We start from the raw sequence: 24,489 nt of genomic DNA, 5'->3' as shown, positions 1-24,489 counted from the left end.
ATCCTCCCTCCGGTTTGCGGCGCAACGTTTATCCTTCCCCGTAGTCTTAATAATCTGGTGGTTAGGCCACCTTACAGGTAAATATATTCTACAACTAGGTAAAAAATCCTCCTCAAAATACATTAATTTTCTTGCAACTTCTAACACTTGCAACTCCGGTTCCGGGCGGGGGCTAGTATTTTTCATCACAAGCCCCCTCTCCGCTCTTTCCTTCCTCCCCGTCCCTCAACCGGCAATTAATAATGTCACGGAGCCCCTTCCACCCCCAGGCCCTTTAATGGCACCCGCTGCAGCCGCTGCAACTGCCCCCGCTGCAGCCGCTGCCCGCCGAAGATGAAGAGCCGTCGCCGCCCTTGCGGGTGTAGAGAAAACCGGTAAAGCGCTGGCTGACCTTTCCTCCGCAGGAAGGGCACGATACCTTGTCCTTATCCTTCAAAGCCACGAACTCGGTGAATAGGTGACCGCACTCCAGGCACTTGAAATCATAGGTGGGCATATTACCATCCCTCCGTGAAACAGGTTTAATCCCCGACCTTCTCGCCGGGCGGTATCACCCGGCTCACCCACCGCTGGGGCTCGGCCGACAGGTCTACCTCCGGTTTATCCTTGAGGATACCGCCATCCTTATTATACAGCAGCCGCACCCGCGGCCGGTAAGATTGCCCCCGGGGGGTGCTGAGCACCACCCCTATTTCCCCGGTGTTGAGCTGCACCAGGGTACCGGAAGGGTAAGCGGCGATATTAAAAAGAAAAGCCCTGACTAAGCGGTAATCATGGCGGAAGTTCCCGGCTCCGGCCAACATCTCGTAGGCTTCATGGGGCAGGTATGCCCTCCGGTAAACCCGGTCGGCCGTCAGGGCATCATAAACATCCACAATGCCGGTAATAGCCGCGAATTCGTGGATCTCCTCCCCCCGCAGGCCTTGGGGGTAACCGGTCCCATCGTAGCGCTCGTGGTGCTCCAGGGCGACCATGGCCACTTCCGGGGCTATATTCTCCTGCCCGGCCAAAATATCAAAGCCGTAGCGGCAGTGATGGCACACCAGTTGATATTCTTCCGGCGTTAAAGGTCCGGGCTTGTTGAGAATCTGGAAGGGTATCAGGGTTTTCCCTATATCGTGGAACAGGGCCCCCATGCCTAATTGTATCAGGCTGGGCCGCCGGTACCCCAGGGTAATCCCGGTTATCAAGGCCAGAATGCATACGTTTACCGAGTGGCCGAAGGTGTAATCATCAATGGCCCGGATATCCACCAGGTTGACCATAATCTCCCTTTGGCGGAGAAGATCGTCTAGAATGTTCTCCACTACCCGGCTTACCCCGGGGGAAGCGATAAGGCCATTGCCCGCCGACCTGTTACGGCGGCTTGCCTCCATTACCTCTTTGACCAGTTTCACGGCCTCCAGACGCGTAGTCTCTCCTACTACATCCTGTACTTCCCATTCACCTACCAGCTCGTCCACTACGTAAACCGCCGGTACACCCAATTCCCGCAAACGCCTGATGTAGTACGGTTTTAAAATAACGCCCTTATTTAAGAGTACCCGGCCTTCCGCACTGTATATAGGCCGGGCGACTTCCATTCCTGGCCGTAAGCAATCCAGGGGGAGTTTGCGCAATCCTTCCCCTCCTCTCACCGCTTACGACCAGTAATTCGACATTTTATGCTTTTTCCCTCTCTTTAAGACCTAACCCCTGCTATGAAGTATAGAGTTTGTTGCGCGGGAAAACTTCATGTCCCGGCTCCCTTCGCTGCCGGTGCAGGTAATAGAGGAAGGTGAAAACTATACCGCCTAAGACGAGGAGACCGTAGAGCATGTCTAAGGATCACCCCGGCAAAATTATAACATATTCTCCGCCGGATGTCCGTAAGGGCCTAGGCCAGGCCACCGGCGCGGCTGACTGTTTCCCTTTCCACCATGCTCACCGTATCCTTTAGCACCCGGATATATTTTAGCTCCGGGTCTTCCGGCCCCTGGAGGTCGGCATGCTCTTTCTTCAACAGGTTGACGTAATCGATAACCTCCCGGGTAATGATTTCGCCGGGACAAATTAAGGGAATACCGGGAGGATAGGCGGTAATGGCCTCGGCACTGATCTCTCCTTCGGCATACTCCAGTTCGATACTGTGGGTCTGGCTGTAAAAGGCTTCCCGGGGTGAGACCAGCATGCGAGGGATGGCCGGCAGAGGCGGGCAGAAGCGCACCACATTCTTGGGGGAACGCCTGCGGGCAATATCCCGGAAGGCCTCCACCAGCCGCCCGGCCATTTCCCAGTCATCCCCAATGGAGATTAATAGAAGGACGTTATACAAATCGGAGAGTTCCACCTGGATGCCGTACTGCTGCCGCAAAAGGTTTTCCATTTCATAGCCCGAAAGGCCTAATTCCTGCACGTTGACGGTGATCTTGGTGGGATCGAGGTCCGAGCAACCCGGCAGGCCGATCACCTCCTTGCCCAGCACCCGCAAGCCTTCAATCCGGGTCAACTCCTGCCGGATCCAGCCGGCGATTTCCAGGGTGCGGTCCAGGAGTTCCCGCCCGTGCAGAGCCATCTGCTTGCGCGCCACATCCAGGGAAGCCAGCAAAATGTACGAAGGGCTCGTGGTCTGGGATATATTAAGAACGGCCTTCAAGTGTTTGGGGTCTATCCGGTGTCCCTTGGCTAGAAGAAAGGAACTCTGGGTCAGGGAGCCGGCCAGCTTATGGGCGCTTACAGCCGCCAAATCCGCACCGGCCTCCATGGACGATAAGGGGAGGGCTGGATGAAATTTTAGGTGGGCTCCGTGGGCCTCATCCACCAACACGGGAACGTCGTACCGGTGGGCTACTTTTACAATATCCGCCAGGGGCGGCAATGTACCGTAATAATTGGGGCTGATGATAAACACCGCCTTGGCATCGGGGTGCTCCTTAAGGGCCCATTCCACCCTTTCCGGCGTAACGCCCATGGAAATGCCGTAATCGCTATTGATTTCCGGTTCAATATAGACGGGCCGCGCACCGCTCAAAATAAGCCCCCCCAGGGCCGAACGGTGGGCGTTGCGCGGGATGATGATCTTGTCCCCGGGCTTACAAAGGGCCAGGATCATGGCCTGGATGCCGGAGGTAGTACCGTTGACCAGGAAAAAGGCATAATCCGCCCCGTAGGCAGCCGCCGTAAGCTCTTCGGCTTCCCGGATCACGCTGCGGGGATTGCATATATTGTCCAGGTCCGGCATGCAGGTCAAATCCATGGCCAGGACCTTCTCTCCTACATACTCCTTTAGCTCTGCCAGGGCCCGACCCTGCTTATGGCCTGGCACGTGAAAAGGAAGGACTCCGTCATTGACATACTGCTTAAGGGCGGTAAATATCGGGGTCCTCGTCTGGTCCACCTTGGCCCTCACCCTCCACTACCTACTGGCGAACAAGATAAATTACATCATAAAGCTGACGAGAATGCAAGACCAATTTACCGCACGGCTTTTATTATCTTATGCCCGGCAATAATTGTTGGTTCGGCCGGCCTATCCTTCCTGAAGGGCCCCGGCCTTAACATGGGTTCTACAAAGCGGCAATCCCCCCTGCCCAGCCGCTCAATGATATCACATTTTCTGTTATATAATATCACCTTTTTTGTGAGATACGGGGCCCTTTCCTGCTGGCCATACAAAAAAGACGGGGGAGCTGCCCCGTGACGTGGCAACTCCCCCGTCCCTCATACGGGAAAGGGTGGTTGATAGCCTATTTATGGGTGGTCCGGATTATTTGGCTCCCAGCTCTTCCCGCGCAGCCGCTACTTCGGCCTGGGTTTCCGCTCCCACCTTGATGAAGCGATGGCGGAGCCGGGACATTACTTCCGGCATGGTAGTATACTCCATATCCTCCAAGGGGAGCCGGTGGGGTTCAAAGGGGCCCAGCCGCCGGAGATAATCCGCAATTTCATTGGCGGTCTGACGCGCACGGTCGAAGGCTACGTCGGCAAAGAAGTCCTGCGGGCCCACCAGCTTGCCGTTGGCCAGCTGGAAGCCCAGGGCCACCACCCGTGGCGGTCCGTCAAAGCGTGTCGGGACGGCATTGGCCACCGATACCGGCATCAAGGGCCCCGTATGAGAGCCGCGCATCCACCCGGCCACCAGGTGGGGATTAGTGAAGGGCTCTAAAGCCTCCCCCACCGCCGGCAGGCCGTTCTGGCACCGGACAATACAGACCGGATCGTCCTTACCCACGTAGCGGCCGGCCATGAGGTTCAAACGCTGGGTGCTGGACACCGCGGCCATTTCTCCGGTGGCCTTGGAATAGACGGCCCGTATAGCATAGCGGCCCGGAGCTCCTATGAACACCAAAAGATCATACATTTCCTCTGGCAGGGAAAAGACCACTTTTTTGTTTTCGATCATATCGTAGACTTCGAAGCGGAAGCCCTGGTGCATCTTGGGGTCGATGACCAGCCCGATGGTGTTGAAGGGGTCGGCAAACATTTTATACAGGGGAAGATTCCAGGCCCCGGGCTCGGTTTTGTCGGCCATAAAAACGATAACCGGTTCGCTCTTCCGTTCTTCGAATTCCATCTCCGCCACTCCCGGGCCCATGCCCTTTACGTTGCCCGAGAAGGCGTCGGAGAGAAGGTCCTGCCCGGCGCCGTAGAGCTTGAGCTCGCGGGCCACCTCAGTACACCGCAAAAAGGTATTCCAGGCGAGGTGATGGATTTCCGGGCAGTCCACTCCCCGGCGGTGGGTCATTATGAGATTGATATCGTCCCCCACGTGGGCCACGTGGAAATCCACCAGTAAATCGCTTTCGGCCAGCGCCTGCCTAGCTGTATCCAGAAGCCGGGGATGGACACCGGAGTGCCCGACACAGCCCCCGATATCTGCTTTAATTACGCTCAAGGTTAATTTATCGGCCATGAAACGGAACCCTCCTTTTTTATGTATACTAATTATGCTATACTATTTCTCCTCTTACAGGGATATTATATAACATTATTGGTCTTGGTAGAATAGTTATTTGGCCTGATCGAAGAAAAAAATAAGCAGGTTTCGTCAACCTGCCCTCAATATATGATAAATATGTTGTCCCTTATTACTAGACCCTGTATTTCTCGGCCAGATTAAATTTTTCATATAAGGCCATCTCGACCGCCGGCGGGACCAGCCCCCGGATGCAGCCGCCCAAGGAGGCTACCTGGCGGATTATACTGGAAGTCAGGAAGGAATACTCGGTGGCGGTCATAAGAAACACCGTCTCCACCTCTTCGGCCAACTTCTTGTTCATAATGGACATCTGAAACTCGTACTCGAAATCGGACACGGCCCTCAATCCCCGGATTACGGCGCAGGCGCCTTCCCGGCGCACGAAATCCATGAGCAAGCCCTGAAAGGCCTTGACCTCCACCCCGGCGATATCCCGCGTCACTTCCCGCACCAGCGCCACTCGTTCTTCCAGGGAAAAAAGGGGGTTCTTGTAGTTATCCCGCGCCACACCGATGATCACCCGGTCAAAGAGCTTACACGACCGTTTAATCACGTCCAGGTGCCCGTTGGTAATGGGATCGAAGGTTCCCGGGTAAACTGCCACCCGCAAGGCGCACCACCTCCTGGGTTTTGTCACCGCGCTCCGGCCCGCCTATCTCCTATATCGGCTTCTGCCACGGCATCTTACGCCAGGGCTCCCGCAGGCACGGTCCTGGGTTATCCCCACTTTCTGGGGAGAGGCCTGCCTTGGCTTGCAAGCGAGCGACTAAGCCCGAGCGGCTGCCAAACTTCACGAATATGATAAGCGGAGGCGGACCCGAGGCCTAAAGAGGCCTGCGGCCGGCAACTGAGCCGTGTGTCGAATTTGCCGGGAAGTCCGCCTCAAGCTTTCAGGCTGAGTGAAAGTTTGGCCCGCGAGGGTTTCTGGAGCGAGCGAAAGCCAAGCAGGCCTAGGCTTGAAAGTGGGAATAACTCATGGTACGGCCAGGTTGACAAATTTTATGCCCCGGCTCAGGCGCCGGGGCGCAGTAGGACCAACCTGTGTTCCCGCTGGTCTTCCCGGTCCGCCGAGGATAGGTTTAAATTGGCCCATTTGCCGCAGCGGCTTCCCCAGCGGCCTACCAGCTCTCCGCGAACATAGAGCTCACTGATCTCGCAGCTGTTGGCGCAGTCGTTGCAGATGAAACTTCGGGGCGTGCAGCGGAAGGTGGCAATGGCCGCCACACCGCGGAACTTGCTGGTGCCCCCGTGTTTCAGCCAGCGCTCCCGCGCCAGGAGGGCGGCCCCCAGGGCGCCCATGACCCGGAAATGGGGGGGAACCACCACGGGCAGGCCCAGCAAGGTCTCAAAGGCGGCCCTTAAGCCCACGTTGGCCGCCACCCCGCCCTGGAAAAGGACCACCGGCTCGATCTTCCGGCCGCGGGCCACATTGGTGAGGTAGTTACGGGCCAGGGCCAGGCACAGGCCGGCGATCAAGTCCTCTTTGCTGTAGCCCATCTGCTGTTTACTTATGAGGTCCGATTCGGCAAAAACCCCGCACCGTCCGGCAATACGCACGGGGTTTTTGGACTTTAAGGCCAGCTCGCCGAACTTTTCAATGGGGATGTTCAAGCGCGTAGCCTGGTGATCCAAAAAGGAGCCCGTCCCCGCCGCACACACACTATTCATGTTGAAGCCCCGGGACACTCCGTCTTTGAGGTAGATGATCTTGGAATCCTGACCCCCGATATCGATTACCGTTCGAACCTCCGGGTTCACGTGCCGCGCGGCCACGGCATGGGCAGTAATCTCGTTCTTAATGGTATCCGCTCCCACCATGGCTGCGGCCAGGTGGCGGCCAGAACCGGTGGTCCCCACCGCCAGCACCCGGGCGTGGGGCAATTTTTCCTGGAGTTGCCTAAAGCCGGTCTGGAGGGCTTCGATGGGCCCGCCGTGGGTGCGAAGATACGTTTCAAAGAGGAGCTCCTTCTCGGGTCCTATGGCTACTATCTTGCTGCTGACACTGCCCACATCAATACCCAAAAAGCAATCCAACTGGCTCACCTCCACCGGCGGGTTCCTTGGCCCGCCTCTCCACCAGGACTTCCAGGAAAGCTTCCAACCTCGTTTCCCATCCTGCGGTACCCGTTTGCTCGTTGATGATCAGGGAGAGAAAGGGGATATCCAATTTTTGGCTCAAAGGCACCATGATATTCTGGGCAACCGTTTCCGGCATACAAGTGAAGGGAAGGAGATGGATGACGCCGTCAAAACCTTCTTCCCGCGCCAATACCAGCTCGCCGACGCTTTCCTGCCCGTGTCCGCCCACGGATACCGGTAGGTAGGGCTCCGCAGCTCCGATCACCCGCTGATGGTGCTCCCGGGCGGCCTTCTTGTGCAATACATGAAGATCAAACCACTGGCTGGCGCTCAGATCCCGCACCACCTCAACCCTCAAGCCCGGCCGGGAGGCCAGGAAGTGCTCGATTTCCTGGTTTACGAAACTCTCTAAGACGGTATAAATCTCTCCTACGATTTTAACCCGTAAGGGACGGCAATCCTCTTCCGGCATGGCCTGGAGCTCTTCCCGGAAATCCGCGAGGATCTTTTTCACCTGCCCCACGCCGTCCGCCGCCCGGATGTGACGCACGAACCGCCGCCAGGCCTTGTCCGCCCCTCCCCTATCCTGTTCATAGGCCCTTTTACGGCGCAGCCAAACCTCGCCCCGGTCCAGGGCGGCCATCTTGTGATACCCCAGATACAACCCCTTGGCAATTCTCCAGAGGGGGGCATTCCCCGTAGCCCGCCGCAGGGTCTCCCGAAATGAACCCCAGTTAGTCCTCAGGGGGACGGGAGAATCCACTATAATCATCTGGAATTCCCTTCCCCGGCGCTTCAACAGTAGCTCCTGCAGCTGGGCGTACCAGCCGAGGCGGCAGCGCCCCTTGCCGCCGACCATGATGATGGTGTTGGCCCCTGCTTCCAGGAGGGCTCTCATCTGGCCCAGGGTAGTCACCATGGGATAACAAATGAATTCAGGGGCCAGCTCCTTTCCCAGCTCAACAACGGTCTTGGATACCGGCGGGGTAGGGAGCATTTCTATCCCGCATTCGGCCATTACGGTTTCCAGGGCGATATCCAGCAGCCCCATTCCCGGGGCACCCACTTTAAGCTCCACCCGGCGAGGGGGAGGCACTGGGTAAGGGGTCGCACCCATCGCCCCTGCGGCGGGGCCGGCCGGTTGCTGCTCCTGTTTTCCCCTTTTGGCCCCACTGGTATCCAGAAAAGCCTCCAGCCTGGTAACAAACCCCGCTTCGCCGGTATGCTCGTCCACCGTTAACAGAAGGAAGGGTACTCCCCTCTTCTCCGCCTCCGCTTCCAGGAAGGATTCGATAACCGAAGCGGGCCCGCAGGAAAAGGCTTCTACCATAACGAGCTTGTTCACCAGGCCGTGGCGCAGGAGGTACAGGCCCGCTCCCAGGAGACGGGCCTCGAAAAACCACAGCCTTTCTCCTTCTATCAGGCTTGCCGCTTCCCGCAGGGCTTCTTCTTCGGGTACCATTTCATAAGTAACGACCTGCCCGTACTCCCGCAGGCGGTCTACTACATTGTGGCCCACCATATCGTACAGTATGTAGGGGTGACCTAAGACGCCTATAACCTCTTCCCGGTTATATTCGGCCAGAGGGTCAAAACGGCGCTTGGACCTCCGGCTGTGGCCAGCCAGCTTCTGGTAAGCTTCGGGGACCGTAAGGTGCTGGCGGGTAAGCAGGTGGTAGGCCGCCTGTTTTTCCTTTCCCGCCTGGATGGCTAAAGCTGCCCTTTCCTCATCAGCTCCCAGCCGGGCTGCTATTTCCTTTAAACTTGCCTCCCATAACCCCGGCCTTTCGCGCTCATTCCATTCCGGAGCCAGCACCTGCCCGTCCTCCAAGCCCAGGCCGTTCTTAATCATGGCCGCCGCACCGATGAGCTTGGGACAACAGTAATTGCTCTTGTCCACGCTCGATAAAACAGGTATGAATAAGTAGTCCACGCCCATGTCCAGCAGCCTCTTGGCATGGGCGAAATAAAGCTTCACCGACACGCAGGGCTCATCCGTCGGACAGTGCACCATATCTTGCAAGGTTTTCCCGTCGCTGGGGGGAGAAACCACCACCTCCGCCCCCAAAGCCTTAAGGAAACCCTCTATAAAGGGAAAAAAATAATAGTAGGCCAGCCCTCGCGGTATACCTATTCGACATGCCACTCTGCGTCACCCCCTTGCTAAGCCTAATTATACTACTATCCCAACATAAGGCAAGCATTGGCAAGGATGGTCATGTGTTTTTGAGTATTTCCGTCAAAGCCGCCATTTATACCCCTACTTGAGCCGGCAGCAAAAATAAAGCACCGGCCAGGGCAGGGCCCGGACGCACCCTTATCTGCTGGTGACGCCCGGGTAACTGCCCTGGGCGGTGCCGGCTAGTCGAGAAAAGGGACTTTAAGTCGCCCGGCTCCTTTCTCCCTTTTCCCTGAGGACAACGTGTTCCAGTAAAATACCGGCCAGCGTGCCCACGATAACCGCATTGCTCAGGGCCCCCGCCGCCCAGGCCGGCACCCTTGCCCAGTAGGATGCAGGTAATAACATGACCCCCACACCGGACAAAAGACTTAATCCAATTATGAAGGTCCCCCGCAAGCCACCTTCCTCCCGCAACAGGTCTTTAAGGCCGATCTCGACCAAGGAACTGCCGGAAACCAGCAACACCGCCGCCGCCACCGGCTGGGGAATACTTCCTATGAGCCCTCCCAGGGGAGGAAATAACCCCATGGCCATAAACAATATGCAGGCCAGGATAAAGGGCCGCTTTTCCGTATTCCCCGTAACGGATACCAGGCCGGCGGAGATGGCAAAGGGAATGGTCCCGACACCGCCCCCCACCCCACTCAGGAGGTTCGCCGCACCGCTGGCGGCCAGGGCCCGGTCATATTTGTTAGCGGGCAACCCGTCACCTGCAGCGGCTTCCCAGGCCGAGAGGCTGCCAATTACGTTTGGTACCAGAAGTATACCCAGCAGGACCAGGGAAAATAGGGTTCCCCAATCAAAAGTAGGAGGGCCCCAGGGAAAAAGAGAAGGTAGGGACATCAGCGCCACATCTTTCACGGGTGGTATGAAAGAAGAGCCCGTCACCAGGCTCAACAACCATCCCAGGGCTACACCTGCCACAAAGGCCCCTTGTTTGAGGATGCCCCTGCCCTTCAGGGCGAGGTAGATCACCGTTAGTAGAGTCAGAAGCCCGATTATAAAAAGCTTTGTTCCCCCGCCGACAAGGCCTCTAACTCCCACGCCCCCCATCTGTAATCCCAATAGTGTGAGGAGCACCCCGGTGATGCGGGGGGTAAAAAAGAAACGCCACCTGGTGATCAACCGTGCCCACCCCATAAGGGTAAAGATAAGGCCCACGGCCATCATGGCGCCTCCAATATCGGTCCGGACCAATGCCGGTGGTCTTCCCATTTCCGCCGCCATACCGCCCAAAAGCACATAGGCGACCCACCAGGGAGCCGCCGGCCCTTCCACCAGCAATACCCCATGGCCGAACTTGACCTGCAGCAAACTCGCCAGGCCGGTGAGGAAAAAAATCGTCTGGCTTAACCTGGCTATTTCCAAGGTGTTCATGCCCAGGGCAGGGCCCACGATCACAGGTACGGAAACCATGACCCCCAGGTGGAAGACCACCCACTGAAGGGCGTAAAGCCCAAGGCTTGTTCTCCCCTGCAAAGCACTCTGCCTCCCCATCCGCCTGCCCCAGCTCAGTCAGCCCTTAGCACCCTGGGCTTCTTAACGGCCATGAAAATAACCAGGGCCAGCGCCATGCCGTACATTATGAGGGAAATGGGCGACGCCGTAAAGATGGCCAGATCGCCGCGGCCCATAATCAGGGCCTGCCGGAGAGAGCGTTCCATGATGGGGCCCATTACCAGGCCGATGAGGAGGGGAGCAGGATCGTATTCGTATTTTCGCATTAAATATCCCGCTGCTCCCGCGCCTAACATAACCCATACATCAAAAATGTTGTTATTATCGGCATAGGCCCCTACAATGCAGAAGAGCAAGACCACCGGCATTAAATATTTGGAGGGGATGCGGGTTATGCTGGCCCATATCCCCACCAAGGGCAGGTTTAGAACCAGCAGCATCATATTGCCCACATACATGCTGCCGATGACCCCCCAAAAGGCCTGGGGATGTTCCTGCAGGAACAGGGGCCCGGGGGTAACCCCCACCAACAGCATGCCGCTCAAAAGGACGGCAATGGCCGGGGAGAAAGGTATCCCCAGGGAGAGCAAGGGTACCATGGCCCCGGCACTGGCACCATTGTTGGCCGCTTCCGGGCCCGCTACGCCTTCGATGGCGCCGTCGCCGAACTCCCGGCGGTGTTTAGAAACACTTTTTTCTAAACTATAAGAAGTAAAAGAGGCAATGGTGGCACTCGGCCCCGGAATTAGGCCTATTAAGAAACCCAGAAAGCTTCCCCTAAAGATAGGGGGCAAGGCCCTCTTAATTTCTTCCTTCGTCGGATAAAGGTCCCGCAAGCGCACACGGGCCACGACCTCTGCTTTCTCCTCCGGCCGGCTGGCCAACCACAGGATTTCGCCCACTCCGAACAAACCAGCAGCAATAGCTATAAAACTTAAGCCGGTACCCGCCAGAGCCTGGTTAAAGGTAAATCTATTAACCCCACCCAGAGGATCCAACCCCACAGTAGATAGCAGGACCCCTAGAGCTATCATCAGGAACCCTTTTATTCCACCCTTGCCCGAAAGATTGGAAAGCAAAATAATACCCACTACAGTCAAGGCGAAGAACTCCGCCGGCCCGAAGGCCAAGGCTGCCTTAGCCAGGGGAGGAGCGAAGACCTGCAGTAGGATTATTCCGATAGTTCCGGCCACAAAGGAGCCTATAGCGCTGACGGCCAGGGCTGCACCGGCCCTGCCTTTTTTAGCCATCTTATATCCTTCTAAACAAGTAACTACACTGGCCGGCTCTCCGGGCACGTTTACCAGTATAGAGGTAGTGGAACCGCCGTACATGGCACCGTAGTAGATGCCCGCCAACATGATCAAACCGGCGGTGGGCCCCATTTTTACCGTTAAAGGTAATAAGAGGGCCATGGCTGCAGCAGGGCCCAGACCCGGCAAAACTCCGGTCAAGGTTCCCACCACTACCCCTATAAAGCAAGCAAAAAGGTTATAGGGGGTAAGGGCTATTTCCAACGCCGAAAAGAGCGACATAATCAGAGGGCGCCTCCTTCAAATGAAAAGGCCTTTGGGGAACGAGACTTGGAGCCAGACAGCAAAAATCAGATAAGCTCCCAGGACGGCTCCGGCAGCTATGCCGATGGCTTTAGCCCACTCCTTGACTCCCAGCAATCTACAGCATAGGCATACCAGGACAAAGCTTCCGGTGAAAAAACCCACCAATTTCATGGCCCAAAGCACTGCGGCATTCACCAATATCAGGGTTATTATCCTGCCTTGGGGGCCTTCCTTTTCCCCCTTGGTTGCGGCCGGCTGTTGTAATTCTTTAGACAATAAACTAGTAATCAGTAGCCAGCCCGCCATGGCCGTAACCGCCACGGCTACCAACAAGGGGAAAATGCCTTCCCCCGGAGAGTCCAGGGTGCCTAAATTGTACTGCAAAGAGTAAACCAGGAAAAATAGCCCAATACCCGCTACCACCAGGCTGTCGGCAGCTCCCTTGGCCAATTTACCACCCCCCGGTCGTTCAGGGGGACACCCCTGAGGATGTCCCCCTGACTTACCTGGTCATCGTCCAAGGTGCTACTGCTTTTTCATACCGATCTGTTCCATCAAGTTGGCCAGTGCAACATCCTGTTCCGCAATGAATTCGTCAAATTCCTTGGCTCCGCGGAACTCGATATTGGCACCCATCTCCTCGGCAAATTGCCTGAACTCGGGATTCTCCGTAACCTTCCTGAAGGCTTCCTCCAGCTTTTGAATAACCGGTTCGGGCGTACCAGCCGGTACCGCAATACCGCGCCACAAGGAAAGGGTAAGGGGTATACCTTTTTCTTGGAACGTCGGTACATCGGGTAAAATCTTAAGCCTTTCCTCCCCTGTAATAGCCAGGATCCTTACCTGGCCGGCCTTTACCTGAGACATAATCTCTGCCGGCAGCTGGGAGCTGGCTTCGATCTGACCCCCTAACACGCTGGAAATAGCCAATCCTCCCTGACCAAAGGGTACATGGGTGAATTTAGCACCCGTCTCATTTTCCAGGGCCACCGCTACCAGGTGGGTAAAACTACCGTTGCCCGAATTCCCGATTCGTACTTTACCGGGGTTTTGCTTGGCATACTCTACAAACTCATTTATATCCTTCCAGGGTGCATCGGCTCTCACGGCAATGCTCACCGGTTCGGTGGTTAGTTCGGCCACCCCACTGAAGGCAGTATAGTTGAAATTCATATTCCCCGCATGATAAGCAGTATTGATAGAATTGGAGTTCCACACGATGGAATAACCGTCCGGTTTCTGTTCCTTTACATAACTGTATCCTACGGCGCCGCCGGCACCGGTCCGGTTAACAACGCTAATAGGCTGCCCCAGCTCTTTACTGGCCAGCTCCGCCACTTTACGGGCCAAAAGGTCGGCTCCACTTCCTGAAGCAAAAAGGACGGTCATTTCTATAGGCTTGGTGGGAAAATCTATTTTTTGTTCCTGAGCCCCTTCTCCCTGGGCAGCCTGCCCCCCTCCACAGCCGCCCGCCACCAACAAACCCGCCAGGATCAGGACCACTATGAACATTATCCGGGAATTCTTACCCATAAGCACATCCCGACCTCCTTAAGAATTCTCATTTAGCTTGAGGGTGAACCTTGAAACTATGAGCTTTGTTTTACGGTCATTAAGGATTGATCACCACCTTCATAGCCCCGTCTTTGCGATTTACAAAATAATCCAGGGCCTTGTGGAATTCCTCCAGGGGAAAGGCGTGGGTCATGATGGGCTTGGCATCGATCTTGCCCTGGGCCATCAGGGACAGGGCGCGCTGGCAGTTGCGGTTGCCTTCCCCCCGCACGCTCAAAAGGCTGATCTGATTTATTACCGCATGATCCAGGTTGACGGTCACCGGCTCTTTATAGAAGGAAACCAGCACCACCACCCCGCCTTTTTTGGCCGACTTTATGGCCAGCTCCAGGCTCTCCGAAGTACCGGCGCATTCAAAAACCCGCTCGGCTCCCTTACCCCCCGTCAGGGCCAGGATCTTCTCCAGGGGCGCAGCCTCCTCCCGCACATTGATGGTATGGGTGGCCCCGAGCTGCCGCCCCTTGGCGAGACGATCCTCCCGGGTTCCCACCAGGATAATCTTTTCCGCTCCCAGGGCCCGGGCTCCCTGGACGACGGAGAGGCCAATGGGGCCGGGCCCGATAACCAGCACTGTGTCCCCGGCAATGTATCCCCCGCTCACATCAATGGCGTACAGGGCACACCCGGCGGTAGTAACATAAGTGGCTTCATTAAAAGAAATATTGTCCGGAATTTTATAGACCGAATTAACGTGCTGCACAGCATACTCGGCAAATCCGCCGTCCACCGTCATGCCGGCCGCCCTGTGGCCTTTATCCAGGCGGCCGTAGTTCAAACAGGCGGTATATTTGCCGTCAATGCAGTTCTCACACCGCCCGCACCCCTTGTGGGCTTCGATGGCCACCCGGTCCCCTACCTTAAATTCGTCCACCGTCTCCCCGACGGCCACCACCGTACCGGCCCACTCATGGCCGAAGGTGAACTCGCCGTAGGGGGGCATCTTGGGCATTCCTTTAGTTATAATCTTGACATCGGTGCCGCATATACCGCAGGCGGCTACCCTGACCAAGACCTCTCCCGGGCCGGGCTTGGGCACCGGTTTTTCCACCAGGCGTACGTCGTTGGGCCCGAACAATACCAGGGCTTTCATTTTTTCCGGAATGGCGAATTCCATAGAGGCCTCATGCTCCTTTCGCAAGATTTAATCCTTCGCCAGAGTTAACCCTGTTCTTGCCCTTTCTTCACCTGAGCCATCATTTCATCCAAAATTCTTACTGCCGTATCCACAAACTCCGGATCGTTAATATGGGCATCTACCTTGACCAGCCCGATGCCGGCCTCCAGGTTTTCCTCCAGGGCCCTCATCAGGGCTGCATCCGCTTCCGGATCGTAAAGGGGACCCCCTGCCCTGCCGTTCTCCGACCATCCCCGGAGGGGGATGAGGACGGCCACCGGTCCCCGGGCCCCGTTAAGCTTGGCGGCCATGACCCTTCCCACCCGCTCCAGTTCAGCGGCCGTGGCCCGGACGTTGGTGTTGTAAGGGTTATGGTAGTGGGTCGGCCTTCCCCGGTACTTAGGAGGAATGCTCTCCGGCGGTCCGAAGCAGAAATAATCCAGGCCCCCGGGCGCCACCACCTGGGGAACGCCCCTTTTGCCCGCCGCTTCCAGCCTGGGCCTTAAGGGCGTATAAATGTCATCTCCGAAAACCTCTCCTATGAGCTCATGGGTGGTCAGGTCCAGAACCCCCTGTATCCATCCCTCCTCAATAAGCTCCTCCATGGCCGAACCGCAGGCCCCCGAGGCATGAAAGGCGATGACCTCATAGCCCTTTTCTTCCAGGAGCTCCCTGGCCGCGGCGACGGCGGCGTTGGTGTTGCCGAAGGCCGTGACGGCAATGACCGATTTTTGCCCCCGCTCAAGGGGCAACCCGTCCCGGGCCATCCCTATGACCGCCGCCGCCGCATTGCTCAAAATTGTGCGGCTAACGGTATTGGGGCCGCCCAGCAGGTCGGCTACCGAGAAAAACATAACAATATCTTTGTACTTTACATAGGGCCGGACATTGCCGGAGGCCACGGTGGACACGATGACCTTGGGCACCCCTATGGGCAGGCCCTGCATGGCGATGGAAGCGATAGCCGTGCCCTGGTTGCCTCCGATGCCCAGCACTCCCCGGAGTTCGCCGCGGCGATAAAGATCCTGGAGGACGCGGGCGGCTCCCCGTCCCATGGCCTCCATCATGGCGTCCCGCCGGAGCTTCCCCAGGTCGGCAAAGGCCGCCCCGCCCAACTGGCTTATGGTTTCCCGGGGATATTCGGCCTCCAAACCATGGGGAAGATAGGTGCTTACGTCCAGTACAGGAGCGGCAAACCCCCGGGCCCTGATAAAATCCCGCAAAAAGCGCGTTTCCGCTTCCTTGGTATCCACGGTGGCTATAACGGCGATGGCCGGAACGGGCATTGTTTCCGTCCTCCCTTAGGCCAGGGCCCAGGCTTCCCTGATCACCCGCTTGGTATTGGCGATGACCAATTCCGGGGTCTCTCCCGGGAGGAGGGGTCGCACCTCGGCGCTCACCACCGGCCGCTTCTCCCGGCCGATCAATCCCAACTCCGCCAACAGCCGGAAATAAGCACTGACATCCTCTACGCCAACCTCGCCGTCTTCCACGCCGAAGCGCGGCTGCAGATCGCCATACAGGGGATGACGCGGATCTTTCATAACACAGTTGCCGATGTGAAAAGACTGCAAATAGTCCTTGACCAGGGGCAGGGCGTCCTCCGGTTTTTCCCTTAGCAGGGGGAAGTGGGAAAGATCGGCCAGGAGGCCGAATTGGGGAAAGTCCGGCCGGAGCTGGCGGGCCACGTCCAGGGCGTCCTGGAAATGGCCGATGAGGGATTCCTTATCGATATCCCGGTCAAAGATTTTCAAGGTGATCTGGGGATCCCCCATCTCCCGGGCGTAGGAGCAGATCTGGGCCAGGGAATCTACCAGCAACTTTTTGGCCTCCTCCCTTTTCTCCGGTCCCGGGTCCTTACCGGCAGGAATCCGCACCGACGTGGCCCCCAAATCCAGGGCTTCCTTAAGACAATTCATAACTTGTTTAATGGCCCTCTTGCGTTCCTGGGGATCAAAGGAATTGAGGTTGAGCTTCTGGCTGAACATGGCCGGCTGGGTAGCATAGCAGACCTCCATATGGGCCACCTTGAGCATCTGGGCGGCCTCCAAGCGCGTTTGGACATCCCTTATCCAGCCCACCTCCACGGCAGTAAAAAAGTCGTCCTCCGCAATCCGCCGCAGGGTTTCCAGAATGGGTCCCGTGCCGTAAACCGTAGCGGGAAAGGCCTTAAAATGGATGATACCCACCTTCATGTACTCGTAGATAGAGCCCTGCATGGTGCCGACCCCTCTTTGTATAAAAATTATTTTAATAATTGGCAATTCTGGACATATGTTATAAACTAATTTCTTCACTCCGGCCCGGCCTTCAACTGGACCATCAGAGATGCCACGCGGGCATTATCCTCCAGCACATCGGCCAGATAATAGGCCTTCCGTATATCGGGTCCCACGGTGACAAAGCCGTGTTTCATAAGCACCGCCGCCTTAACTTCCTTATCCCGGAAGGCAGCTACCACCAGGCGGGCCAGTTCTTCCGAACCCGGGAGCTCGTAACCCACTACGGCGATACGGCTTAACCCCGCTTCCGCCGCGGCCGTCACCACGGGCAACCGGCCGAAGGCGGTGGCGTAAGCCGTGGCATAAGGAGAGTGGCCGTGGATCACGGCGTTGATCTCGGGCCGCTCCCGGTAAATGCCCAGGTGAAACCTGATCTCCTTGGACGGGCGGCCCTGGCCCTCCAATATATTTCCCTCCAGGTCTACCAGCAGAAAGTCCTTTTCCTCCACCTCGCCGAAGCAACGGCCGCTGGCTTTGATCCAAACGAGGTCGGGCCTATCCGGCAGCCGGGCGCTGGTATTCCCGCTGGTGCCCGAAGACAGCCCCCGTTGGTATAACCGGCGGGTTATATTAACAAGTTCTTTTCTGAGGAGCTCCAAATCTGGGTCAGGGAACAATGTAACGCACCTCTTCTAAGAATTGCGGAGTTTAACTCCCATCCGTGTGCCGGCGAAAGGGTAAGCTCGGGGCGCAGGCCCCCTGAAGGCTGCCGTATCCCCACCTTTTAGCTGGGCGCGATTTAGCTCTCGCTCGCTCCGTGAACCTCGCGGACCAATACTTAAGCTCAATTTTCGGCCTCCGGCGGGGTTCCCGGCTCATTCGGCTTCCGTGCCTCAGGAGCCGGCCTCGGCCGTCCATGGCCTCGACCCCGCCTCCGGCCTCAATTTCGCTAAGTTTGGTCTTCCGCTCGGCTCAAGTCGCTCGCTTACGAGCTAAATCACCCTCACCAAAGCAGGGGATAGCCAGCCCGGTAGGCCCTTTAGGCCTGCGCCCCGTCACCTCTAGGCCCTCTCGGGGAAATCCCGGTTCTTGACCTGGAAGGGGAACTTCTTAACCTCATTGATGAAGGCCGCCAGGTGTTCGGCTTCCTTTTCGAAGAGCTTCAGGCCCTTCTCCTTGGTGCCGCGGAAGGGATTCCCGATGGTGGCGTGATCGGAGTACTCATGGTGTTCCATGGGGACGATTATGTTTTCCGAGCCCCGGAACTTGACGGTAGCGGTGCCGTCGATCTTGGAGAATTCCGGCCCCATCCACCGCGGTGCATGGGCCGTGTCCCGGACCGCGCGGCTCATGTCCACCAGGCTCTCATCGTAGGCCATAACCTGGGCCGTCTCCATTTCCCCGGCGTGCCAACCGGGGGTCTCCTCCGGCGGCCCTTCCAGGATGCCTTTAACCACTTCACATTCCCTTTCGGTGGGCGTTTTGTACCAGGCCACGAAGGCTCCCGTCTGGTAGCGAATCTTGCGCAGGAGCTCGTCAATGGGTTTAGTGTTGGAACCGTGGTGGGATACGTAAACCACCTTGTTGGCGCCGTGATAGATCAAGCTGCGGGCTATATCGTAAAGGACCCGCCGGAAGGTTTCGGCCGCCAGGGTAATGGTACCGCAACCCTCCCCCACTTCTCCCATATGGTGGGGCGAATAGCCGAAGGGCAGTAAGGGCGTGTAGGGCACGTTGGCCAGCCGGGCCGCCCTCTCCGTCACCGAAATAGTGGTAAAGCTGTCCGTTCCGAGGGGAACGTGGGCCCCGTGTTTTTCACAGCTTCCCACGGGTACCAGCACTACATCCGTTTCTTTAAACCATTCCTGGGCCTCCACAAAGGAGCATTCCAACAGGTTGTACCGTTTAGCCATAACTGCGAACCTCCAGAATCATATTGTTTTATGGAATAATGTTTAAAATGTTGAATGCCTTTACATTCGCTACCTGATGTTCGCCCCTTTTTCTGCTTCCCCTTGCATCACTTTCCAGCCGCTCGCTCCCCTATTAGCCCGACTCTCTGACTACCAGCTCCGTAGGCAGGGTTGTAACAGGCGCCACCTCGCGGCCTTGCAACAGATCCCGCAGCAGGCGCATGGCCGTCACCCCCAGGTCATACACGGGTACCGCCACCGTTGTCAAGCGCGGCAGCACGTAGGAAGCCAGGGGTATATCGTCAAAGCCCACCACGGCTACATCCCGGGGTACCGATAGGCCGTTGTCGGCCAGGGCCTTCAGCGCCCCGACGGCCATGAGGTCGTTGTGGGTGAAGAGGGCGGTAAACTTTAGCCTGGGTCGGGCCAGGAGCTCCTCCAACGCCCTGTATCCCCCGGCCGGGCTAAAATCCCCTGCTACTACCATTGCGGCGTCGTACTCCAGCCCCGCCTCCGCCAGGGCCTCCCGGTATCCCTGGAGGCGGTCCCGGGCGGTAGTAGAGGTTTCCGGGCCGGTAATACAGGCAATATACCGGTGACCCTGAGAGATCAAGTGGGCTATGGCCCCCTTGGCTGCCGCTACGTTGTCGATCTGGACGGAAGGAAAATCGGCGGAATGCCGCCCGATAACGACGGTAGGTATTTCCTCCTCCCGCCAGAAAAACCGGTCCCGGCAGGCGTCCTCCACCACACCTCCTCCGGTAAAGATGATCCCGTCCACCCTCTTCTCCCGCAAAACCCGGAGGTACCTGGAAGTGCGCTCGCGGGAGCGGTCGGTGTTACACAGGATGATGGTATAACCCTCTTCATGGGCTACATCTTCGATCCCTCTAACAATACCGGGATAATAGGGGTTGGCAATGTCCGGCAGCATCAAGCCGATGGTCTTGGTCTCCTGCAGCTGCAGGCTGCGGGCCGCCGCGTTAGGGAGGAAGCCCAACTCGGCGACCGCTTCTAAAACCCGTTGCCGTGTCTCCGGACTTATAGGGTGGGGACTATTGTTAAGTACGCGTGAGACGGTAGTTACGGATACTCCGGCTTTCCTGGCAACGTCTTTGATGGTAACCATGAATTCACTCCGCGGAAAACGTTTTCCTAAGGGTCAGTATACCATCGAGAAGGGTGACCTGTCAATACACTAATGCCGATTATTCTCATTTTTTCGCCTGTCGTATCTTGCCCCCTGCCCCCTCCCCATCTCGCGGGCCGAATCCGGCGCACCATTAGGGGTCGGAGCGTTGCTCCTTAGGCCCCCGGTCCGGCCCGCCTGCCTCTTCTTGATACCAACACCGTTCTTCTCCCAGAAGACGCTTTAGGGTATCGAGGCGAACCCCGCCCTTGGAATTGGCGATGCCGGTCCAACGAACCCGACCGGCCCAGAGTGGGACAATTACGAGGTGGATATTGAAGTGATTATTATTATTAACCTATAATTAATGAAAGAATCCACCAGAACAGGGGGCAAGGTCAGCAATGGGTTTATTTACCGGAAAGGGCACTCGCACCTACCAAACTCTTCCGGCTGTTGATTCTGCTACCTTAACATTCATCGAGGAAGCCCTGTCCACCGTACACAAGGGTGACTTCCGCGAAAGTCTTTCCTTCCCGGAGTCCAGCGGCCCTCTGGAAGGAATATATAAAGGAATCCAGAGCTGCCGGGAACGCATGAACAAACTGTTCATCGAAGTAGCCCTGGCCCTCAGCCAGATTGTTAATTTCGCCGCCAGGGTCAATCTTTTTGCCGGCGAAATGGCCTCCGCTGCCGCCGACCAGGCAGAGCAGCTCCAGGAGGCTACAGCAGCCGTAGAAGAGATAGCGGCCAACACCGACGACCTAGCCAACCGGGCCGCGGCCCTGGCCCAGCAAGGACAAAAAGGGCAAAAAATCCTGGCCGCTAATATCCAGGTAATCCGGGCCGCCCTCGAGGAGTTTATGAACCTGAAACAGGAAATGGCCAAGCTCTCCGACCGAGTACAGGCCTGGCAGCAACAGGCCGAAGCCGCCCGGCAGATAATCACCGTTATTAGTAATATTGCGTCCCAGACCCGGTTGCTGGCCTTCAATGCCAGTATCGAAGCCGCCCGGGCCGGAACGGCCGGAAGAACCTTTACCGTAGTAGCGGAAGAAGTCAAAAAGCTGGCCGAGGCCACGGCCGGCGCGGCCGTTGATATCGACGCCCGCATTAATGCTATGGTTTCTACTGCGGAAGAGGCAACGGCTATGGTCCATAACGCCGTACAGGCCGCGGGCCGGGGCGCGGGGCTGGCCGAGGATGCTAACGGCCGTCTGGAAGAAATGCTGGCCGTTTTTGAAGGAATCAACGCCGCCACCCAGCATATTTCCACCGGGGTGGAGGAAACGGCCTCTACGGTGGAAGAACTGGCCAACACCATCAGCAATATCGCCGCCCTGGCCGACCGGGTGGCCGATGATGCCGGCCGGACCGTGGACCAGGTGGTCAGCGTCACCCACCAGGCAGAAGACCTGCGCCGGTCCCTCGGTCGCTTGCGCCTCAACCTGAGCACATGGGATCTCCTGGAACTGGCCAAGACCGACCATTTGCTGTGGATACAGCGGGTTTATAATTTCCTGCAGGGTCGCGAAAAACTGACGCCGGAAGCCGTGCTCTCCCCCTATGAATGTCGCCTGGGCCGCTGGTACCATTCCGAACAAGACCCTGTCCTGACCAATCACCGGGCCTTTAAGCAATTGGATGAACCCCACCGCCAGGTTCATGACCTTGCGCGGCAGATCATCCAGGCCGCCCGTGATGGCCACCGGGATACAGCCGACCGCCTGCAGGAGCAGTTAAAGCAGGCCTCGGGCCGGGTTATCGAGCTCCTGGAACAGTTACAAAGGGAGGTAGCGGTAAAAAAATAAGCCCCGTAGGGGCTCCTTAGAAATACCGGCCTTCCCCGGGGCTGCCGCCCTTGCCTTTAAAGGGCGGCCTCCCACCCCAGTTGGAAGGCCCTTTTGTTTACTTCAAGAAATCTCTCCGGTACGGATTCCGCCAGGGCTTCTTCCCAGGCCTCCCGGTCCATGGGCAGGTGCCTGGCCAGGACACCCATGAGGACCATATTGAGGGTCTTCACATTCCCCGCCCGCCGGGCAAAATTCAGGGCATCGATGACCGAGATGTTCTTTACCCTTTTTCCCATTTCGGCCAGCAGGTTTGGGGGGTAAACTGCCGCCCCCGTCAGGACCGGGAGGGGAGGTATCTCCTGGTTGTTGACTATAAGCTGGCCGTCCTCCCGCAGGTAGGGCAGCCAACGGCATGCTTCCAGCTTTTCGAAGGCCACCAGATAATCCGCCGTACCCGTTTCCACTACCGGGGCATAGACTTTAGGACCGAAGCGGACCTGGGTAACCACGCTCCCGCCCCTCTGGGCCATACCGTGTATGTCGGATACCTTGACCTCACCGCCCAGGGACATGGCGGCCCGCGCGAGCACCCGGCCGGCCAGCACCGTGCCCTGACCTCCTACACCTACCAAGAGAATGCTGGTTACTTCCCTATTCATTACCGGCACCTACCTTTACTATGGCTTCTGCCGGGCACACCTGGCTGCACAGCCCGCATCCGTTGCACTGCACCTGGTCGATGAGGGCCCCTTCTTCTTCCATGGAAATGGCCGGGCAGCCCAGCTCCAAACAGGAGCCGCAAGATACGCAGACCGCTTTTTCTACCTCGTAGGTCCCGCTTCCCCCGGTGAGCAGGGCACACTTCCTGCGGGCAATAATGACCGAGGGCTCCGGTGCCGCCGTTTCCTCGCTTATGGCCTGCCGGGTCTCTTCCAGGTTATAGGGGTCCACCACCCTTACCCGCTTAATTCCCAGGCCCCGGACAACCTGTTCCAGGTCGGCCTTAAAAGTGGGGTCGTGGGCAGCAGTAAAGCCCGTCCCCGGGTGATCCTGGTGACCGGTCATGGCCGTGGTCCCGTTATCCAGGATAATGAGGGTACCGGTCCCCCGGTTGTAGACCATATCCAGGAGGCCGGTCATGCCGGAGTGCAGGAAGGTGGAATCGCCGATAACGGACACCAGGCGGCGGGCAAATTCCCCTCCCCGGGCCTTTTCCATCCCCAGGGCCACGCCAACACTGGCCCCCATGCAGATGCAGGTATCCATGGAGTTTAGAGGCGGTGAGGCGCCCAGGGTATAACAGCCGATATCCCCGGCCACCGTCAAACTCAATTCCCGCAGGGTATAAAACACACCGCGGTGGGGACAGCCGGGGCACATAAGGGGCGGGCGACCTGGCAGGCCCGCCGCCGGTTTAAAGGCGGGCTCCTGCAACAGGGACGAATTCACCAGGGAGGAGTCCACTGCCGCCACTTTCCTCCCTATGCCTTCGGCCACGATGCGGGGGCTCAGTTCTCCGATCCGCGGCAGAAGCTCCTTACCAGTAACTTTTAGGCCCCATGCCCGGATCTGGTCTTCCAGGAAGGGTTCCAGCTCTTCTACCACATAGCATACTTCCACCGCAGAGATGAAATCGCGGATCAGCCGTGCCGGCAGGGGATAGGAAACGCCCAATTTCAAAACTGAGACCCCTGGTAAAGCCTCCTTAACATAGTGGTAAGCTATCCCCGAGGTAATAACCCCTACCCGCCGGTCGCCCCACTCCACCCGGTTCCAAGGAGCCGTCTCCACGTAGTCCTCTAATCTGCGGCGCCTTTCTTCCACTGCCTTGTGGCGCTCGCGACCGTGGGCGGGCAGCATTACGTATTTGGCAGGTGCCTTGATGTACTCCCTGAGGGGCACTTCCCGCCGTTCTCCCAGTTCTACCACACCTTGGGAATGGGCCACCCTGGTGGTAAGGCGCAGCATTACCGCTGTATCAAAGGTTTCGCTTAAGACAAAGGCCTCCTTGATCATTTCCTTGGCTTCCTGGCTGTCGGAGGGCTCCAGACAGGGAATCTGGGCGAAACGGGCGTAAAAGCGATTGTCCTGTTCATTCTGGGAACTGTAAAGGTTGGGATCGTCGGCGGAAACCAGTACTAGGCCGGCATTTACCCCGGTGTAGGCCAGGGTCATAAGAGGATCGGCGGCCACATTGACCCCCACGTGTTTCATGGCCGCCAGGGCCCTCCCCCCGGCGATGGAGGAACCGATGGCCACTTCCAGGGCCACCTTTTCGTTCACCGACCATTCGGCATATACTTCCGGGTACCGGGCTAAAGCTTCGATGATCTCCGTACTAGGCGTACCCGGATAGGCTGCCGCGACTCGCACGCCCGCCTCCCAGGCTCCCCGGGCTACTGCGTGATTGCCCAGCATAAGTTGCTGCATAGCTTCTTCTTCGCTCCCCTCTATAATAACGCAATAACAAGGCTGAACCTGAGCCGTCCCGTGCTTTTAGGCCTTGTT

Annotated in this window: 20 protein-coding genes; 1 reads left to right on the top strand and 19 read right to left on the bottom strand. The window is 57.6% G+C overall.

The genetic code is table 11. The features are described 5' to 3' along the window. Window positions 1-274: 274 nt before the first annotated feature. The 17 genes from TAMC210_RS01220 to TAMC210_RS01140 form a co-directional block, all read right to left on the bottom strand. Entirely contained in the window at window positions 275-496 is a 222-nt protein-coding gene (locus TAMC210_RS01220; RefSeq protein WP_173297000.1) for an FmdB family zinc ribbon protein, read from the bottom strand. Between the two features lie 25 nt (window positions 497-521). Continuing rightward, complete coding sequence (locus tag TAMC210_RS01215) at window positions 522-1,619, bottom strand: HD-GYP domain-containing protein (RefSeq protein ID WP_173296999.1); 1,098 nt, start codon at window positions 1,617-1,619, stop codon at window positions 522-524. Between the two features lie 257 nt (window positions 1,620-1,876). Beyond that, complete coding sequence (locus tag TAMC210_RS01210) at window positions 1,877-3,388, bottom strand: aminotransferase class I/II-fold pyridoxal phosphate-dependent enzyme (protein ID WP_173296998.1); 1,512 nt, start codon at window positions 3,386-3,388, stop codon at window positions 1,877-1,879. 357 nt (window positions 3,389-3,745) lie between these two features. Then, window positions 3,746-4,891: a fructose-1,6-bisphosphate aldolase/phosphatase gene (gene fbp, locus TAMC210_RS01205; RefSeq protein ID WP_173296997.1), complete on the bottom strand. Its 1,146-nt coding sequence runs from the start codon at window positions 4,889-4,891 to the stop codon at window positions 3,746-3,748. 178 nt (window positions 4,892-5,069) lie between these two features. Further along, entirely contained in the window at window positions 5,070-5,567 is a 498-nt protein-coding gene (coaD, locus tag TAMC210_RS01200; RefSeq protein ID WP_173296996.1) for a pantetheine-phosphate adenylyltransferase, read from the bottom strand. A gap of 401 nt (window positions 5,568-5,968) precedes the next feature. Then, on the bottom strand, window positions 5,969-6,991 hold the full coding sequence (locus TAMC210_RS01195; RefSeq protein WP_173296995.1) for an acyl-CoA dehydratase activase: 1,023 nt from the start codon (window positions 6,989-6,991) through the stop codon (window positions 5,969-5,971). Beyond that, window positions 6,969-9,182 (bottom strand): acyl-CoA dehydratase activase-related protein, encoded by a 2,214-nt coding sequence (locus TAMC210_RS01190; protein WP_173296994.1) that lies wholly within the window; start codon window positions 9,180-9,182, stop codon window positions 6,969-6,971. The genes TAMC210_RS01195 and TAMC210_RS01190 overlap by 23 nt, the downstream gene beginning before the upstream one ends. A 234-nt stretch (window positions 9,183-9,416) precedes the next feature. Beyond that, window positions 9,417-10,697, bottom strand: a complete 1,281-nt coding sequence (locus tag TAMC210_RS01185) for a uracil-xanthine permease family protein (protein ID WP_173296993.1) — start codon at window positions 10,695-10,697, stop codon at window positions 9,417-9,419. 32 nt (window positions 10,698-10,729) lie between these two features. Further along, the gene (locus TAMC210_RS01180) at window positions 10,730-12,211 is read right to left on the bottom strand and encodes a tripartite tricarboxylate transporter permease (protein ID WP_173296992.1); all 1,482 of its coding nucleotides are present in this window, start codon (window positions 12,209-12,211) and stop codon (window positions 10,730-10,732) included. A gap of 18 nt (window positions 12,212-12,229) precedes the next feature. After that, window positions 12,230-12,685: a tripartite tricarboxylate transporter TctB family protein gene (locus tag TAMC210_RS01175; RefSeq protein WP_173296991.1), complete on the bottom strand. Its 456-nt coding sequence runs from the start codon at window positions 12,683-12,685 to the stop codon at window positions 12,230-12,232. 75 nt (window positions 12,686-12,760) lie between these two features. Next, window positions 12,761-13,768 (bottom strand): tripartite tricarboxylate transporter substrate binding protein, encoded by a 1,008-nt coding sequence (locus TAMC210_RS01170; RefSeq protein WP_173296990.1) that lies wholly within the window; start codon window positions 13,766-13,768, stop codon window positions 12,761-12,763. 79 nt (window positions 13,769-13,847) lie between these two features. Further along, window positions 13,848-14,924, bottom strand: a complete 1,077-nt coding sequence (locus TAMC210_RS01165; protein WP_173296989.1) for a zinc-dependent alcohol dehydrogenase — start codon at window positions 14,922-14,924, stop codon at window positions 13,848-13,850. A 44-nt stretch (window positions 14,925-14,968) separates the two neighbouring features. Then, entirely contained in the window at window positions 14,969-16,210 is a 1,242-nt protein-coding gene (locus TAMC210_RS01160) for a Tm-1-like ATP-binding domain-containing protein (RefSeq protein ID WP_173296988.1), read from the bottom strand. A gap of 15 nt (window positions 16,211-16,225) precedes the next feature. Beyond that, window positions 16,226-17,143: a sugar phosphate isomerase/epimerase family protein gene (locus tag TAMC210_RS01155; protein ID WP_173296987.1), complete on the bottom strand. Its 918-nt coding sequence runs from the start codon at window positions 17,141-17,143 to the stop codon at window positions 16,226-16,228. Window positions 17,144-17,217: 74 nt separating this feature from the next. Beyond that, entirely contained in the window at window positions 17,218-17,823 is a 606-nt protein-coding gene (locus TAMC210_RS01150) for a class II aldolase/adducin family protein (RefSeq protein ID WP_173296986.1), read from the bottom strand. A gap of 384 nt (window positions 17,824-18,207) precedes the next feature. Next, entirely contained in the window at window positions 18,208-19,059 is an 852-nt protein-coding gene (locus tag TAMC210_RS01145) for a creatininase family protein (protein ID WP_173296985.1), read from the bottom strand. A 133-nt stretch (window positions 19,060-19,192) separates the two neighbouring features. Beyond that, window positions 19,193-20,188, bottom strand: a complete 996-nt coding sequence (locus TAMC210_RS01140) for a LacI family DNA-binding transcriptional regulator (RefSeq protein WP_173296984.1) — start codon at window positions 20,186-20,188, stop codon at window positions 19,193-19,195. A gap of 404 nt (window positions 20,189-20,592) precedes the next feature. Here TAMC210_RS01140 and TAMC210_RS01135 point away from each other — a divergent pair, with 404 nt between their 5' ends. Then, entirely contained in the window at window positions 20,593-21,999 is a 1,407-nt protein-coding gene (locus TAMC210_RS01135) for a methyl-accepting chemotaxis protein (RefSeq protein ID WP_173296983.1), read from the top strand. Between the two features lie 56 nt (window positions 22,000-22,055). On the opposite strand, the gene TAMC210_RS01130 is transcribed toward TAMC210_RS01135, so the two are convergent. Continuing rightward, complete coding sequence (locus TAMC210_RS01130) at window positions 22,056-22,640, bottom strand: indolepyruvate oxidoreductase subunit beta (protein WP_173296982.1); 585 nt, start codon at window positions 22,638-22,640, stop codon at window positions 22,056-22,058. Continuing rightward, a complete protein-coding gene (gene iorA / locus TAMC210_RS01125) occupies window positions 22,633-24,411 on the bottom strand; it encodes an indolepyruvate ferredoxin oxidoreductase subunit alpha (RefSeq protein ID WP_173296981.1) in 1,779 nt (592 codons plus the stop codon). Before iorA ends, TAMC210_RS01130 begins: the two co-directional genes overlap by 8 nt. Window positions 24,412-24,489 lie beyond the last annotated feature (78 nt).

Source organism: Thermanaeromonas sp. C210 (genome assembly GCF_013167955.1).
In the GTDB taxonomy this organism is placed as follows: domain Bacteria; phylum Bacillota; class DSM-521; order Neomoorellales; family Neomoorellaceae; genus UBA12545.
Note: the sequence above shows the minus strand (reverse complement) of the source record. Positions and strands in the feature narration are given on the sequence as shown.

What these genes read in the sequence shown, in the direction of transcription:
- TAMC210_RS01220 (WP_173297000.1), bottom strand. Translation starts at nt 496, where the DNA reads ATGCCCACCTATGATTTCAAGTGCCTGGAGTGCGGTCACCTATTCACC.
- fbp (WP_173296997.1), bottom strand. Translation starts at nt 4,891, where the DNA reads ATGGCCGATAAATTAACCTTGAGCGTAATTAAAGCAGATATCGGGGGC.
- TAMC210_RS01180 (WP_173296992.1), bottom strand. Translation starts at nt 12,211, where the DNA reads ATGTCGCTCTTTTCGGCGTTGGAAATAGCCCTTACCCCCTATAACCTT.
- TAMC210_RS01170 (WP_173296990.1), bottom strand. Translation starts at nt 13,768, where the DNA reads ATGGGTAAGAATTCCCGGATAATGTTCATAGTGGTCCTGATCCTGGCG.
- TAMC210_RS01165 (WP_173296989.1), bottom strand. Translation starts at nt 14,924, where the DNA reads ATGGAATTCGCCATTCCGGAAAAAATGAAAGCCCTGGTATTGTTCGGG.
- TAMC210_RS01160 (WP_173296988.1), bottom strand. Translation starts at nt 16,210, where the DNA reads ATGCCCGTTCCGGCCATCGCCGTTATAGCCACCGTGGATACCAAGGAA.
- TAMC210_RS01155 (WP_173296987.1), bottom strand. Translation starts at nt 17,143, where the DNA reads ATGCAGGGCTCTATCTACGAGTACATGAAGGTGGGTATCATCCATTTT.
- TAMC210_RS01145 (WP_173296985.1), bottom strand. Translation starts at nt 19,059, where the DNA reads ATGGCTAAACGGTACAACCTGTTGGAATGCTCCTTTGTGGAGGCCCAG.
- TAMC210_RS01140 (WP_173296984.1), bottom strand. Translation starts at nt 20,188, where the DNA reads ATGGTTACCATCAAAGACGTTGCCAGGAAAGCCGGAGTATCCGTAACT.
- TAMC210_RS01135 (WP_173296983.1), top strand. Translation starts at nt 20,593, where the DNA reads ATGGGTTTATTTACCGGAAAGGGCACTCGCACCTACCAAACTCTTCCG.
- TAMC210_RS01130 (WP_173296982.1), bottom strand. Translation starts at nt 22,640, where the DNA reads ATGAATAGGGAAGTAACCAGCATTCTCTTGGTAGGTGTAGGAGGTCAG.
- iorA (WP_173296981.1), bottom strand. Translation starts at nt 24,411, where the DNA reads ATGCAGCAACTTATGCTGGGCAATCACGCAGTAGCCCGGGGAGCCTGG.